The organism is Psychrobacter sp. (genome assembly GCF_018260395.1).
Lineage (GTDB): Bacteria > Pseudomonadota > Gammaproteobacteria > Pseudomonadales > Moraxellaceae > Psychrobacter.
The window spans coordinates 25,988-39,809 of record NZ_JAGLBC010000008.1 but is presented as its reverse complement, the minus strand read 5'-3'; the positions used below and the strand labels follow the sequence as shown (position 1 = coordinate 39,809).

The 13,822-nt window shown below is 39.9% G+C and carries 12 protein-coding genes; 3 read left to right on the top strand and 9 right to left on the bottom strand.

All coding sequences use genetic code 11. From position 1 onward, the window contains the following. Positions 1-383: 383 nt before the first annotated feature. Entirely contained in the window at positions 384-1,133 is a 750-nt protein-coding gene (locus QZ265_RS01695; RefSeq protein WP_296402744.1) for a dienelactone hydrolase family protein, read from the bottom strand. A gap of 312 nt (positions 1,134-1,445) precedes the next feature. Here QZ265_RS01695 and QZ265_RS01690 point away from each other — a divergent pair, with 312 nt between their 5' ends. Next, positions 1,446-1,925: a YcgN family cysteine cluster protein gene (locus tag QZ265_RS01690; RefSeq protein WP_296402742.1), complete on the top strand. Its 480-nt coding sequence runs from the start codon at positions 1,446-1,448 to the stop codon at positions 1,923-1,925. Positions 1,926-2,114: 189 nt separating this feature from the next. Here QZ265_RS01690 and QZ265_RS01685 read toward each other — a convergent pair whose 3' ends face one another. The 4 genes from QZ265_RS01685 to QZ265_RS01670 all read right to left on the bottom strand — a co-directional run bounded on the left by QZ265_RS01685 (position 2,115) and on the right by QZ265_RS01670 (position 6,850). Beyond that, positions 2,115-3,368, bottom strand: a complete 1,254-nt coding sequence (locus QZ265_RS01685; RefSeq protein ID WP_296402740.1) for an ammonium transporter — start codon at positions 3,366-3,368, stop codon at positions 2,115-2,117. Between the two features lie 109 nt (positions 3,369-3,477). Then, positions 3,478-3,816 carry a P-II family nitrogen regulator gene (locus tag QZ265_RS01680; RefSeq protein ID WP_007394533.1) on the bottom strand — a complete coding sequence of 113 codons (339 nt, stop codon included), beginning with the start codon at positions 3,814-3,816 and terminating at the stop codon, positions 3,478-3,480. 565 nt (positions 3,817-4,381) lie between these two features. Then, a complete protein-coding gene (locus QZ265_RS01675; RefSeq protein WP_296402736.1) occupies positions 4,382-5,242 on the bottom strand; it encodes a universal stress protein in 861 nt (286 codons plus the stop codon). 105 nt (positions 5,243-5,347) lie between these two features. After that, positions 5,348-6,850 carry a SulP family inorganic anion transporter gene (locus tag QZ265_RS01670; RefSeq protein WP_296402750.1) on the bottom strand — a complete coding sequence of 501 codons (1,503 nt, stop codon included), beginning with the start codon at positions 6,848-6,850 and terminating at the stop codon, positions 5,348-5,350. An 812-nt stretch (positions 6,851-7,662) separates the two neighbouring features. On the opposite strand from QZ265_RS01670, the gene murD reads away from it, so the two are divergent. Both murD and ftsW read left to right on the top strand, forming a co-directional pair. Continuing rightward, a complete protein-coding gene (murD, locus tag QZ265_RS01665; RefSeq protein WP_296402748.1) occupies positions 7,663-9,078 on the top strand; it encodes a UDP-N-acetylmuramoyl-L-alanine--D-glutamate ligase in 1,416 nt (471 codons plus the stop codon). Between the two features lie 67 nt (positions 9,079-9,145). Continuing rightward, positions 9,146-10,354 carry a putative lipid II flippase FtsW gene (ftsW, locus tag QZ265_RS01660; RefSeq protein ID WP_296402734.1) on the top strand — a complete coding sequence of 403 codons (1,209 nt, stop codon included), beginning with the start codon at positions 9,146-9,148 and terminating at the stop codon, positions 10,352-10,354. Positions 10,355-10,426: 72 nt separating this feature from the next. On the opposite strand, the gene gluQRS is transcribed toward ftsW, so the two are convergent. From gluQRS to QZ265_RS01640, 4 genes are all read right to left on the bottom strand, one after another. Beyond that, on the bottom strand, positions 10,427-11,410 hold the full coding sequence (gene gluQRS / locus QZ265_RS01655) for a tRNA glutamyl-Q(34) synthetase GluQRS (protein WP_296402733.1): 984 nt from the start codon (positions 11,408-11,410) through the stop codon (positions 10,427-10,429). 43 nt (positions 11,411-11,453) lie between these two features. Further along, positions 11,454-11,891, bottom strand: coding sequence for an RNA polymerase-binding protein DksA (dksA, locus tag QZ265_RS01650; RefSeq protein WP_296402731.1), 438 nt, complete (start codon positions 11,889-11,891; stop codon positions 11,454-11,456). Positions 11,892-12,065: 174 nt separating this feature from the next. Further along, positions 12,066-12,944: a metallophosphoesterase gene (locus tag QZ265_RS01645; protein ID WP_296402729.1), complete on the bottom strand. Its 879-nt coding sequence runs from the start codon at positions 12,942-12,944 to the stop codon at positions 12,066-12,068. 77 nt (positions 12,945-13,021) lie between these two features. Continuing rightward, the gene (locus QZ265_RS01640) at positions 13,022-13,816 is read right to left on the bottom strand and encodes a metal ABC transporter permease (RefSeq protein ID WP_296402727.1); all 795 of its coding nucleotides are present in this window, start codon (positions 13,814-13,816) and stop codon (positions 13,022-13,024) included. Positions 13,817-13,822: the final 6 nt, after the last annotated feature.

The following is a 13,822-nucleotide window of genomic DNA, read 5'->3' as shown; positions in this document are numbered from 1 at the left end:
TATTCATAAAAATGAATATAGCCAATGCCATCGTCAAATAAAAGATAATCAGCAAAATCTTTACCACCGCATTTTAGACAATTAGCATGATAATGACATTAATAATTTAAAAACGCAAGTATAGGAGGAGATTTCAATCTAATTTAATAGCCAACAGGCGATGACTTAACTTGTAAAAGCAGAGGCATGGTATATCAGATTAATTATAAAAATATTGCACATAAAAAACCTTTAGGTTTTATAACCTAAAGGTTCAATATTTAACTTCTTTGTTTAACTTATTTATCGATATTATTTATTGGACTACTCAAATAAAATTATTCCAGTACATTTAAATTAATTTTAAGAGCAACCATATTCGAGCCAAATTACAAGTGAATTTATTAGTTAGAATTATTAAGCTTATCGCCCATAAATTCGATCATTTTATTCCAGCTTTCCTTGGCAGCGGTTTCGTTATACCCCAAATCCACACCGTTCTCAGCTGCCCGCTTATCGGCATTTGGATTGGTAAAACCGTGTTTTGCATTGTCATAAACATCAACAGTGTATTTCACCCCAGCATTATCGAGTTCTTTTTTAAGATCTTCAATGGCATCCATAGAAACCATACTATCATCACGACCATGTGCGACCAAAACTTCTGCCTTAAATTTGCCCTTTTCAGCCGGTTGTTTTGGCGTAGGGTTACCATGGAAGGTAGCAACCGCTTTAACAGGCATACCTTCACGTGCCATGTCTAGTGCAATTTTGCCGCCAAAGCAAAATCCAATGACACCTAAACGCTCACCATCAACAGGAAGTTGATCTGCAAAATCATTCAAAATGGCACGGCAACGACCCATCAACTTATCTTGGTCGCTTAACATTTGTGTCATCCATTCGTTAGCTTGAGCCGCATCTGTGGTTAGCTTGCCCTCACCATAGACATCCATAGCAACTGCAGCAAACCCTGCCTTGGCGAGACGCTCTGTAACTTCACGAGGATGCTCAACCACGCCCCACCATTCTGGAGCCACTAAGATACCTGGTACTGCATTTTCATCACTAGCATTTTCTGGTAATGCCACATAACTAAGAAGCTCCATCCCATAGTCAGCAGTGGTCTTGATTTCATAAGTCTTTATACTCATTATCTTTATCCTTATTGGTTTATCTTTATTGAAGTTTTATTATTGAAGTGGTATCGAATTGATGAGTTAATGCTACTAATAATTTGAGCCATTACCTCAGCGATGTGTTATAACGCCCTTTAACATAACAAACAAATGTCATATTTTCGATTTAAAAAATGTGAATAAGTTTTGCCAATAAGCATCGGGCTTGTGAGTTGCTATTGATTACATAAGAGTAATCCATTAGTCTGCGATTTATAATTTCACTAAAAATCAAAGCGAATCATGATTAGACAAGGTTATTTTAATAAAGGGTGTTAAGGAAATACAATGAGCGATACTCGACAGCTTAGACCAGAGTTTTGGAAAAAATACTCGTTAGACGAGCTTAGTTCAGTCGAGTGGGAGGCTTTGTGTGATGGCTGTGGTGCTTGCTGTTTAGAGAAGTTTCTCGATGAGCCTGAAGCTCCCTATGAGGTAGAGTATACTGATGTGGCTTGCAAGCTATTGGATTGTAGCACTGGGTATTGTTCAAATTATGCAAATCGTCATAAATTCGTCCCTGAGTGTGTCTCTTTAACTTATGATAAATTGGCTAATATGATGTGGTTGCCTGAGAGTTGTTCATACAAACGGTTGTATTTAGGCAAACCTTTACCAAAATGGCATTTGTTGATTACCAATGATGCGGTAGCTACTCAGCACGGTATGAAAAATGCTGGAGTTGGAGTGGCTGGACGCTGTATTAGCGAAGTATCTGTTAATGAAGATGAGTTAGAAGATCGTATTGTACGTTGGGTTAAGGCTTAATCATCATCATAATTGATTCAGGTTTATCATTTAACTCATTATAGAAAGACAAAGAATAAACATAAAAAGAACTAAGCTTAAAAAGACTAAGTATAAGAAAGACCAAGCAAAAAAAAGGAGCCTTATCAGACTCCTTCTTAATGTATAAAACAATGCATAAAACTATGTAGAAAAAATATTTAATGGCAATTAGTTTACGAATTCAGGGTACGCTTCTTGACCACACTCGGCAAGATCAGCACCTTCATACTCTTCTTCTTCACCAATACGTAAGCCCATCACTGTTTTGATAATGCTCCAAACAATTAAACTACAACCAAATACCCAAACAAAGATGACTGCTGCGCCACCTAATTGACCTAGGAATGTTGCCTCTGGATTAGTTATTGGAACAATCATTACGCCAAAGAAACCAACAACACCATGGACAGAAATAGCACCAACTGGATCATCAATCTTCATTTTATCAAATGCTAAGATTGAGCAAACCACAATTACGCCAGCAATCATGCCAAAAATAGTGGCCATTAAAGGCGTTGGCGTATCTGGGCCTGCGGTAATGGCTACCAGACCTGCTAATGCACCGTTCAATAACATCGTTAAATCTGCTTTACCAAAGATTAGGCGTGCAAGCAATAGAGCGCCAATGGCACCACCTGCGGCTGCAGCATTGGTATTTAAGAAAACCATAGCCACTGAGTTTGCACTGGCAATATCGCCAAGCTTTAATACAGAACCACCGTTAAAGCCAAACCAACCCAACCATAAAATAAGCGTACCCAAAGCCGCAAGCGGTAAATTCGCACCTGGAATAGCGCGGATTTCACCGTTCTTGCCATATTTACCTTTACGTGCGCCTAATAGTAACACACCGGCTAATGCAGCTGCTGCACCCGCCATATGAACAATACCAGAGCCTGCGAAGTCAACGAAATTAAGTTCACCAATGAATGGAACAGCTTTACCGCCCCAAGTCCAACTGCCTTCCATCGGATAGATGAAGGCTGTCATCACAATAGCAAAGAGGAAAAAAGCCCAAAGCTTCATACGTTCAGCTACAGCACCAGATACAATCGACATGCAGGTGGCTACAAATACCACTTGGAAAAAGAAGTCAGAAGCGGCTGAATAGACGGAATCACCATCGAAGCCATTTTCTGCAGAGGCAGATAATGCCTCTGCAACTAAAGTTTCACCGCCTGAAATACCACTTAAGAAGTAACCGCCACCATACATAAAGTGGTAACCACATATCATGTACATGGTACAAGCAATGGCAAAAAGACCTATATTTTTAGTTAGAATTTCAGTTGTGTTTTTAGAGCGTACAAGTCCAGCTTCTAACATGGCAAAGCCGGCTGCCATCCACATGACTAAAGCGCCACATATTAAGAAGTAAAAGGTATCGAGTGCGTATTGTAGTTCAAATATTTGGTTTTCCATGATGATTCCCCCTTGGAATGCGATCGGATAGTGGCTTAATGTCATTTAAAGTGGTGATTTAAGTTCTTGATCTTAAATGACTAAAAATGAGCGCTGTAATACCTACAGCTTAGATTGCGTCAGGACCCGTTTCGCCGGTACGGATACGAATAACTTGCTCAAGAGGGGAGATAAAGATTTTACCATCACCAATTTTGCCAGTGCTTGCAATGCGAGTAATAGCTTCAATAGCTGGTTCTACCATTTCATCAGTAACGGCAACTTCCACTTTTACTTTGGGTAAAAAATCTACCACGTACTCTGCGCCACGATATAATTCAGTATGACCTTTTTGACGACCAAAACCTTTTACTTCAGTAACGGTGACACCTTTAACACCAATTTCAGATAAGGCTTCACGCACATCATCTAATTTAAAAGGCTTTAATACAGCGGTAATCAATTTCATAGGAGATCCTTATTAATGATTTTGATAATGTTTAGTTTATTTGTTTACTATAAACGGCTTGATAATACAGCAATTTAGTTAGCTTTATTGATGTCACTGTTTCAAGAATTGTGCCAACCTTAAACGAAGGGGGAAGACGTCTATAGGTCTAACAGTGCATCATATTAGTGCGTATTAAAGTTAAGTGCACCAAATCACCGCGCACTATACCAAGCAATAACTGAATTATTATAACTAAGTTTGGCTATAGTAGGTTAGCCATTGGTTAGTAATTTGTGAAAGCAAATAATATTTGGTTGTGTCAAAGCACTACAGAATTTATAAAATCAATGTGCAAGAAATTTTAGTTAAATGGCTATTATAAGACAGGCTAGAATAGAGGGGTGCGAACCGCAAAATGGCACTGTAACTATTTAAATATTAACGTTGCCACCATAGGGTATATTTGCCAAAAATAAAAAAGGCAATAAAAAAAGTGAGCTCAGTATATAACTAGGCTTACCTTTTTAGTTTGATTGTATTGGTCGGAAAATAGCTATACCGGCTAAAAGCTATCTAGCTATAACTACATCTTTGGATATAATAAATAAGGGGTTTGACTGGCTTTTAGTAGCTTACGGGTATCACTACCATGTAACCACTCATGCAATCGAGACTCTCCAAACGCACCGGTTATTAGCATATCGAGATTATGCTGTTGCTGATAGGACGTTAAGGTCTCAGTAACATCATAACCGGCTATTAATGCCTTTTTGCAACTTATGCCCGATTGAGTCAGACGTGCATAAGTTTCACGAAGCGCATCCTTATTGCGTTCATTCTGCTCACCTACCATCACCACATGCAATGTTAAATTTCGGATTAGGGAAGTGCGACATAACCACTCGAGTAAGGCATGACACGTAGGTCTATTGTCAAAACCAAAAAGAGCCGTTTTTGGCGTTTTAAAGGTTTCGTGAGTAACTAAGGTAGGGCAACGGCTGGCACGAATTAGTTCCGATATAGTGTCTTTACAGGTCACTTGGTGTCCAAGCACGACTAACTGTGCACTCTCATCGACATACTCTAAGCTTTCTGCAATGGATGAGTGACGGTGTAAATAATAAATCTGATGCTGATAACGTCCTTGATGCTGCTGGCAATAGCTTTGTGCTTGTTTTAATAACAGACGACCTTGATCTCGTAACTTACCGTTGCTGTCTTTGTCTTCTAAAGTCAGCTGATTTAATAGGTGAGTACCATCGTCAGCCACCAAACATCCTGAATAATCCATGGCATCTTTATGTTGCACAGTAGGCGCTGCGTGAAGGAGTCCCATAGGGGCTTGGAGGTTCTTAGCTGCCCACATGCTCGCTTCAAGTACAGCTTGTACGTGGTTTGGACAATCAAGACAAGCAATGACACTATCAGGTCTTAAATTACTCATATAAATTACTCAAATGGGAAATTATCTCTATAACGTAAACTAAAAATCCCACTCAGGCAATGCCGGAGCAGGATTAAATGCGTTTGGCTTCATGCCAATAGATAATTAGTCCAATAAGCCTATATCTCGGCGATCGTGAATCGAGAATTTATCAATTATGGTGCGACTGGCATTATTTAGACCCATTACTTTAACATCAATCCCTTCGCGTTGAAAACGAATGACTAACTTATCAAGCGTGTCTACAGCCGTCACATCCCAAAAATGAGCTTGGCTGACATCAATAACCACTTTGTCCAAAGCTTCTTTGGTATCAAAGCTGTTTAAAAACTGAGTGGTAGAGGTGAAAAAAACCTGACCTTGCACATAGTAGTAGCGAGTATTGTTGTCATCATCAAGCTCACTGACCACGCTTAAGAATTGACCTATCTTATTGGCGAAGAATAGTGAAGACAGTAGTACGCCAACTAATACGCCATAGGCTAAGTTATGGGTAAAGACAGTGGTGATTACGGTAGCCAACATTACCACATTAAAGGATTTTGGATGGGTTTTAAACTCACGTATCGATTCCCAATTAAACGTACCAATAGACACCATAATCATTACCGATACTAAGGCAGCCATAGGAATCATGCTTACCCAATCACTCAAGAATACCACCATGATTAACAATACCGCACCAGCGATAAAGGTTGATAAACGGGTGCGACCTTCAGATTTCACATTAATGACCGACTGACCGATCATGGCACAGCCTGCCATACCACCGAAGAATCCTGAAACAACGTTAGCATCGCCTTGACCACGGCACTCACGGTTCTTATCACTAGGAGTATCAGTTAAATCATCGACTATGGTGGCGGTCATCATTGATTCAAGAAGACCCACTACGGCCAGTGCCATAGAGTAGGGCGCTATAATCAATAAGGTATCCAGTGTTAGTGGAATATCTGGTAATAAGAACATAGGCAGAGTGTCGGGTAGTGCTCCCATATCACCCACATTACGAATGTCTAAACCCATGTATAAAGCAATAGCAGTTAATCCGACGATACAAATCAGCGGTGAGGGAATAATTTTGCCAATTTTAGGGATAAGTGGAAAACCGTAAATAATGGCTAATCCTGCCGCTGTCATAACATAGACGGTCATACCGACACGTTCCATAGCAGGGTTAAGCTCAGGCAACTGGGCCATAAAAATTAAAATGGCGAGCGCATTGACAAAGCCAATGACCACCGAGCGTGAAACAAAACGCATTAGATTGCCAAGCTTAAATACCCCCATAAAAAATTGAATCACTCCGCACAGTAAGGTTGCGGCCAACAGATACTGTAGCCCATGATCTGCCACCAATGTCACCATAACCAGTGCCATAGCGCCAGTGGCTGCCGATATCATACCAGGACGACCACCGACGAAACTGATGACCACTGCAATACAAAAAGAGGCGTATAAGCCAACTTTTGGATCTACACCTGCGATAATTGAAAAAGCAATGGCTTCAGGAATCAGTGCCAGAGCAACCACCAGCCCTGAAAGCACGTCACCGCGTATATTTGAAAACCACTCATCTTTTATGGTAGTTATAGAAGGTATTGTCATTGATTTTGGCATAGGACTCGGCATAAAGTTGATGGCAATTATTTGGTAAATAATAAGATTCAGCAAGTTACATTATTGAATATGGGTTAATGAATATGTGCTATAGCTTAGTAAGTTATTTATCTGATAAATCGCATTGTACTGTCAAATGAATCTAATATTAGGCGCCTAAAGCTGTATTTTGAGACTTTTATAATTTAACAGTAACTATAGAAATTATCGATTATAAAGCTCGCTTTAACGGGCGCAACTGGGATTAGTTGGCATAAATAGGACGATATATTATTTACATCATAAAAGGGGTGCTATAGTAGAAAGATATCAATAGATAACAATCATTGCTATATCTGCTTTAGAACAGAGTCCATTGGACTCTATTAGAAAAATAAATAAATTAGAAAAATATATAAATAGCCATAGAATAGACTGTAAATTCAGTTTATTGAAGCTAGGCTCATGATAGAATAGGCACCCTTCACTCAGAACGATGGCTTGGCGCAATATTTTAACATAATTTTACATTTTAGAGATAATGCAATCAATGCATCTTAAACGGTATCTGTAAAACAAATGGCTTTAGATTATTATAAAATTAGATGCATCATAGCATAATATAGATACAAGGACAGACCATGAGTACTGACCAAACCGTTACCGAAAGCGATAAAAGCTCAGTGCATACCACTACTTATATGTCGCAAAATATATTAGAAACAAACAATCAGGCCCAACCAAACTTGAATACCAAGTCTCAGTCAACTAAAGGTGTCTCAAGTGTTGGACATTATCAACCTGATACTAAATCAAAAACCATGCCCCATGATCTAATTCATAAAGGTAGCGGGTTACAAGTGGTCATTGGTTTAGGGCAGTCCGGTTTGGCCACTGCTAATTATTTAGCAACTCGAGGCTATAGTGTGGCGGTTACTGATAGTAATGCAGCTCCAAAATTGGCAGATTTATTACATCCAGATATCAAAATCCGTGCTTTTGGAGACATTGATTCTGAGCTTTTATTACAAGCTGAGCGTATTGTAATTAGTCCAGGGGTTGCCCTAACTACGCCTGCGATGGCTCAAGCTAAGCAAGCTGGCATTAATATTGTGAGCGATATTCAATTGTTTAAAGACGCTTGTACTGCACCCATTATTGCCATTACAGGGTCTAATGCCAAAAGTACGGTTACCACTTTAGTAGGTCAAATGGCTAAAGATGCTGGCATTAATGTAGGAGTTGGCGGCAATATTGGGGTACCTGCACTTAGTTTATTAGACAATGAAGCGCTTGGCGAAAAAATGGAGTTGGCGGTTTTAGAGTTGTCTAGCTTTCAGTTAGAAACTGTGACTAATCTAGGTGCCAAAGTAGCCACGGTACTTAATATGTCACCTGACCACTTAGATCGACATGGAGATATGTTAGGCTATCATCAAGCTAAGCATCGTATTTTTCAGGGAGCTAAGTCTATTGTGGTTAACCGTGACGATGCTTTATCTCGTCCTTTAATTGCAGACAAGACCCCTAGACTCAGTATTGGTTCAAATTCGCCAGATTTAGGAGAATACGGAATAATTACTGAAGGCGATGGCAGTCTTTATTTGGCAAAAGGTACAGAAAAGCTTTTGCTAGCAGATCTATTAAAAGTTAAAGGTAAACATAATTTGGTGAATGCTTTAGCAGCTTTAGCGATAGGGGAGCTGGCAGGGATTCCTATAGAAAGTATGCTTCAAACGTTACAAGATTTTTCTGGACTGCCACACCGCTGTCAATACGTGGATAATGTAGCAGGTATAGATTACTTTAACGACTCTAAAGGAACCAATGTCGGATCTACGCAGGCTGCTATTTTAGGCTTAGGATCGGTTTATAGCAGTCATAACAGTGGTAAAACTAAGTTGATGTTGATACTAGGCGGACAAGGCAAAGGCCAAAAGTTTGCTGAATTGGTGCCGTTAATTAATAAGTATGTGAGTCAGGTATTGTTGATTGGCGAGGATGCCAAGTTAATACAACATGATCTGCAACAAGCTAACTTAAGCGATGAAGTGGACTTGCATCGTTATCAGACCCTTGACCAAGCTATGGCAAAAGCTCAACAGTTACTAAGTAGTAGTCTGTCGCAAGTAACCGCTGTATTGTTGTCTCCTGCGTGTGCTAGCTTAGATCAATACAGCAGCTACAATGAACGTGGCGAACATTTCTGTGAGCTTGTGAGCGTATTAAAGGCTTAATGGGTATATTCTTTAGTTGTTGTTAATCCTCATTATTAAAAATCAGTTTAAGTACAGTTGATACTCTATGGCAAAAGACACTGCTAACGCATCCGGCTATACCCCGAATGACCTATCCAAACGTAAGCAAGACAATACCGGCATCTTTTCTATGCCCTCAGCAGGTAGTGTGCTGATCGCTAGCGTGGGCTGTCTGATGGTATTAAGTCTTATTATGGTGGCTTCAGCTTCCATACCTTTTGCCAACATGCATCATATGGATCCGCTTTACTTTTTTAAGCATCAGATGACTTATATGCTTATGGGACTTGTAGCAGGTTATATAGCTTATAAAGTACGTCTATTATGGATGTACGATATGCTAGCTTTAGCCTCATCGCTACTGCTTGTGATCTTATTGTTGATTGCTACCTTGATGTTTGGAGATGCCATCAATGGCTCGAAGCGTTGGATTGAAATTGGCTCTTTTAACTTTCAGGTGGCGGAGCTGGCAAAACTAGTTATGGTGATGTTTACTGCAGATTTTGTGGTACGCCGAGGCAATGAAGTACGCCAAGGGTATGGCGGTATTTTGCGCATGGGTTTATTGTTTGGCATATTGGTAGGTCTTTTCTTATCGCAACCTGATTTTGGATCATTGGTAATTATAATTGGTGTTATTTTATTGATCTTCTTTGTGGCTGGTGCACCTTGGAGTCAATCAGGTATATTATTGGCGTTAGGCTCAGTTGGTGCTGCCTATGCGGTAATGTTCCAGGAATACCGCATGACGCGTGCGACCTCTTTCTTAGATCCTTTTGATGATATTCAAGGCTCTGACTACCAGTTGGCTCGCAGTCTGATTGCCTTTGGTCGTGGTGAGGTGACTGGGGTGGGCTATGGAGAAAGTGTACAGAAGCTGGCACATTTACCAGAGGCGCATACCGACTTTTTATTAGCAATTACTGGAGAAGAATTAGGCTTAGTCGGTGTTCTAACGGTACTGACTCTAGAGGCTTTGGTAGTGGCTAGTGCCATGCGTATTAGCTATAACGCTTTAAAAAACCGACAAATGCGATTAAGTTATAGCGCTTTTGGTTTTGCTGTTATTTTTATCGGTCAAGGCATTATTAACTCTGGCATGAATATGGGCCTGATGCCGACCAAAGGTTTAACCTTACCTTTCTTCAGTTATGGAGGCTCATCGATGCTGGTGAGTATGATAATGGTGGGTATCTTATTGAACATTCATAAGCATAGCCCTAACATTCCGTCCGCTCAATGTCGCCATTATTAAAACCCATAATCAACATGAGACAATAAACTCATTATTTAAATTTAGTAGCTAGCTACGAGTTTGATACTTAACTTAAATCTTAGCTAACAACTTTTGATGTTGTAATGGGGACAATTGCCATTGCTCCACTGCTTGTTTTAGCATGACTTCTGGCTTATCAAAGTCTACTGGCGGTTGTTTTAATAAGTCCAAGGCTTGTTGAATTAACCCTTGGCATTTGGCTAGGTTATCAGTGTCAATAGGGGTAGCTAAATTTTGTTTGGAGAGTTTTTGACCGTATTGATTTTCTACCAAAGGTAAATGATACCAATGTTCAATGGCTGGCAGATTCAGATAGCTCATAATAGAAATCTGAGCCGTAGTCAATGGCAAGATATCCAAACCTCGCATCACATGGGTAATACCTTGCAATCCATCATCAATACTCACTGCTAGAAAGTAGTTAATGGTACCATCTGCACGGCGCAAAACCACGTCACCTAAAGTTTGTTGCGCATTACACCATTGCATGCCTTGTATACCATCCATAAACCCAATACTTTGGTTAGGCAACTGAATTCTAATTTTTTTTTGCCATAAATCCTTCATTCTTCGTTGAGGACTATAGCTTAGTGAGCTATCGTTTAGGGAAGTGGTCGGATTAGAGTGATTAAAGGTAGGTTTTGGTAAGCAAAAGCCAGGATATATCTCATAGCCGGATAAGGCTTTACGAGAACAGCCACATTCATAGACGCGAGCTAAAAGATGCTTTTGAAGTAGCTCGTTATAAATTGACTCTCGCTTTGACTGATACCAAACTTCGTGATCCCAATGTAAGCCTAAATTTTCAAGATCAACTAAGATTTGGTCGCTATATTTTAAACTACAGCGTTGACGGTCAGTGTCCTCAATCCGTACTAACCAATCCCCGTTTAGTGATTTAATATGACAGTAGCTAGCAATGGCTGTGGTAAGTGAACCAAGATGTAATTCACCAGTTGGGGATGGCGCAAAACGGCCCACTGTCGGCCTATAAATAGGACAAGCAGTGGGCCGCTCATTTGGTAGCATCGTCATAAAAAAGTCAGTCGCTATCAGTTACAAGTAACCAATAAGGGACTTATGAATGTCCCCAATTTTGACGCTCTTTAATCTCTGATAACGTTTTACAATCAATACACTGGGTAGCGGTAGGACGCGCTTCTAAACGACGTAAACCAATTTCAACGCCACATGTCTCACAAAAACCATAGTCACCCTTGCTGATTTCTGCTAATGATTTGTCTATTTTTCGAACCAACTTACGTTCACGATCGCGAGTACGTAGTGCCAACGCAAATTCTTCTTCTTGAGTGGCTCTATCATTGGTATCTGATAAAGCGGCAGACTCATCTTGAATGTAAGTCTTGGTGCTTTCAGCATCTCCTGCCAACTGTTGCTTCCATGCTTTGAGAATACTCTCAAAATGAGTAAGCTGAGCATCAGACATATACTCTTCATCAGGTGAAGCTTCGTAAGGCTTAAAAGTTGTTAGGTCGTCAATAGTATTTTGACTCATGACAAGTTCCTATATCCATGAAGTAGGGGGTGCCAAATAAAAAAATAATTGAATCTTATATCACATTTTTTTTGCTATTGCGAGAAGTATTGTATAAGGTCTCCTTACTTATCTTTCAATAAGATAAAACCAATTATGGCTATATCTAAGCAAGTAAAATAAATCTAAAATACTTTAGACACTTAATCTTTTTACCCAGCTACTCATAATGTTTTGTTTAGTTAAGGTTAACCAACGGTAGCCTGGTACTTCATGATCCTCAATAGCAAAATCATCAGATTTCGGTTTAAATTGATAACAAGTAGAAGGTGTTGTATAGACTTTAATACCTTCGGTTTGTTGTTCAAAAAACTGATGTACATGGCCGCTAACCACAGCTTTTACCGAAGGTTTGCTGTTAATTAGATGCCAAAATGCTGCTTTGTCTTTTGTAATGTGTTTATCAATCCAAGCGGAATCCATTGGAAGCACGTGATGATGCATGGCAATTATGACAGGATAATGACTATTTGCTAAATTTTGAGACAGCCAGTTAAGGTTTTTGTTACCTACTGTGCCATAGATTTCACCCTGTACACTACTGTCTATTAACAATAATTTCCAGTTGTTTAGCTGAATGCAGTGACGTGATAACAGCATAGAATGTGGCTTATGTGCTATAAATGTTCGATTATGGAAGGGTAGGTCAGCCCCTAGCTCATCGGTCACATCATGATTGCCAGCTATACAAGCAAAAGGTATGCCAGTCTCTACTAAGGTCAAATAAATCAGCTCGTAAATCTCAGGCTTTACTTCATTAACTAGGTCGCCGGTTAATAAGATTAGGTCGCAACGGATTGGTTCGTTTAAGGCTTGTTGTAAGCAAGCAATAAAGGTTTGATAGTTGTTGAGCTTACAGGTTATTTTATTGTCATTATTTTTAATATCTTGTGACTTAATATCGTCTAAAGATAGATGCAGATCAGTAAGTTGTAGAATATTAATTAGACCATCTTCGGTAAATATTTCTGTAGGTGGATAAGACGGGTAGCCAAGGTGGTTCAAAGTTGACATAAAAACTCCAAATTATTAGCATCGGATCGGCTGAATCAAAGAGTTAATATAGCAATAAGCTTTTATATCTCATAGGGTCAAGTAACTCGAGACACCATAAAAGCTGCGAAAAACACCATCGCTAGACCAAGTACTATGGCCAAACCCGTTTGAATATCTAGTAGCACACTGCCCCAAACACCGCCAGTAACGGCCAACTGGGCCAAAATCACCGCAAACACCACCATTTGTCTAGGGGAGTGGGCCCACAGTCTTGCAGTCAATGCAGGTAGTATTAATAGACCACTAATTAATAAGCTACCCACTGCTTGCAGCGCTAAAGCACAAAACCCAGCCAAAACACCCATAAAAAATAAGCGTTGAAGGATAGCATTAATCCCTGCCACCTGTGCTAGATCGGCATGAGTGGCTAAGATGACTTGCTGACGCCATATGTAAATTAAAAAAGCAAGACCAATAGCCACATAGATCGATAACATAGGTAAGTCGCTCCAGCTTACCTCTAAAAGGTTACCAAATAAATAACCTAGAACATTCGCTTGCATTTGGGTTAAGTGGGTTAAGGTTAATAAGCCCAAACATAACATTGACACTGATACCACTGCCAATAAGGCATCACTCGGCAGACGCTCGTCTTCTAACCAGATTAGACTGATCACCACCAGAACACTGACTAAGCCAATACCTAATGCAAATGGCAGGTGCCATAAAGCAGCCAAAGCGACGCCAAACAAAGTCCCATGAGCTAGTGCATCAGCAAAAAACGACATACGTCGCCAAAGTACTAAACAGCCCAAGGGGGCAGATAATAAGGCCAACAAACTGCCACAAATCCAGGCAGGCGCTATGATATCGAGCCATTCATTAAGCATACAAGC

What these genes read in the sequence shown, in the direction of transcription:
- QZ265_RS01695 (WP_296402744.1), bottom strand. Translation starts at nt 1,133, where the DNA reads ATGAGTATAAAGACTTATGAAATCAAGACCACTGCTGACTATGGGATG.
- QZ265_RS01690 (WP_296402742.1), top strand. Translation starts at nt 1,446, where the DNA reads ATGAGCGATACTCGACAGCTTAGACCAGAGTTTTGGAAAAAATACTCG.
- QZ265_RS01685 (WP_296402740.1), bottom strand. Translation starts at nt 3,368, where the DNA reads ATGGAAAACCAAATATTTGAACTACAATACGCACTCGATACCTTTTAC.
- QZ265_RS01680 (WP_007394533.1), bottom strand. Translation starts at nt 3,816, where the DNA reads ATGAAATTGATTACCGCTGTATTAAAGCCTTTTAAATTAGATGATGTG.
- QZ265_RS01675 (WP_296402736.1), bottom strand. Translation starts at nt 5,242, where the DNA reads ATGAGTAATTTAAGACCTGATAGTGTCATTGCTTGTCTTGATTGTCCA.
- QZ265_RS01670 (WP_296402750.1), bottom strand. Translation starts at nt 6,850, where the DNA reads ATGACAATACCTTCTATAACTACCATAAAAGATGAGTGGTTTTCAAAT.
- murD (WP_296402748.1), top strand. Translation starts at nt 7,663, where the DNA reads ATGCCCCATGATCTAATTCATAAAGGTAGCGGGTTACAAGTGGTCATT.
- ftsW (WP_296402734.1), top strand. Translation starts at nt 9,146, where the DNA reads ATGGCAAAAGACACTGCTAACGCATCCGGCTATACCCCGAATGACCTA.
- gluQRS (WP_296402733.1), bottom strand. Translation starts at nt 11,410, where the DNA reads ATGACGATGCTACCAAATGAGCGGCCCACTGCTTGTCCTATTTATAGG.
- dksA (WP_296402731.1), bottom strand. Translation starts at nt 11,891, where the DNA reads ATGAGTCAAAATACTATTGACGACCTAACAACTTTTAAGCCTTACGAA.
- QZ265_RS01645 (WP_296402729.1), bottom strand. Translation starts at nt 12,944, where the DNA reads ATGTCAACTTTGAACCACCTTGGCTACCCGTCTTATCCACCTACAGAA.
- QZ265_RS01640 (WP_296402727.1), bottom strand. Translation starts at nt 13,816, where the DNA reads ATGCTTAATGAATGGCTCGATATCATAGCGCCTGCCTGGATTTGTGGC.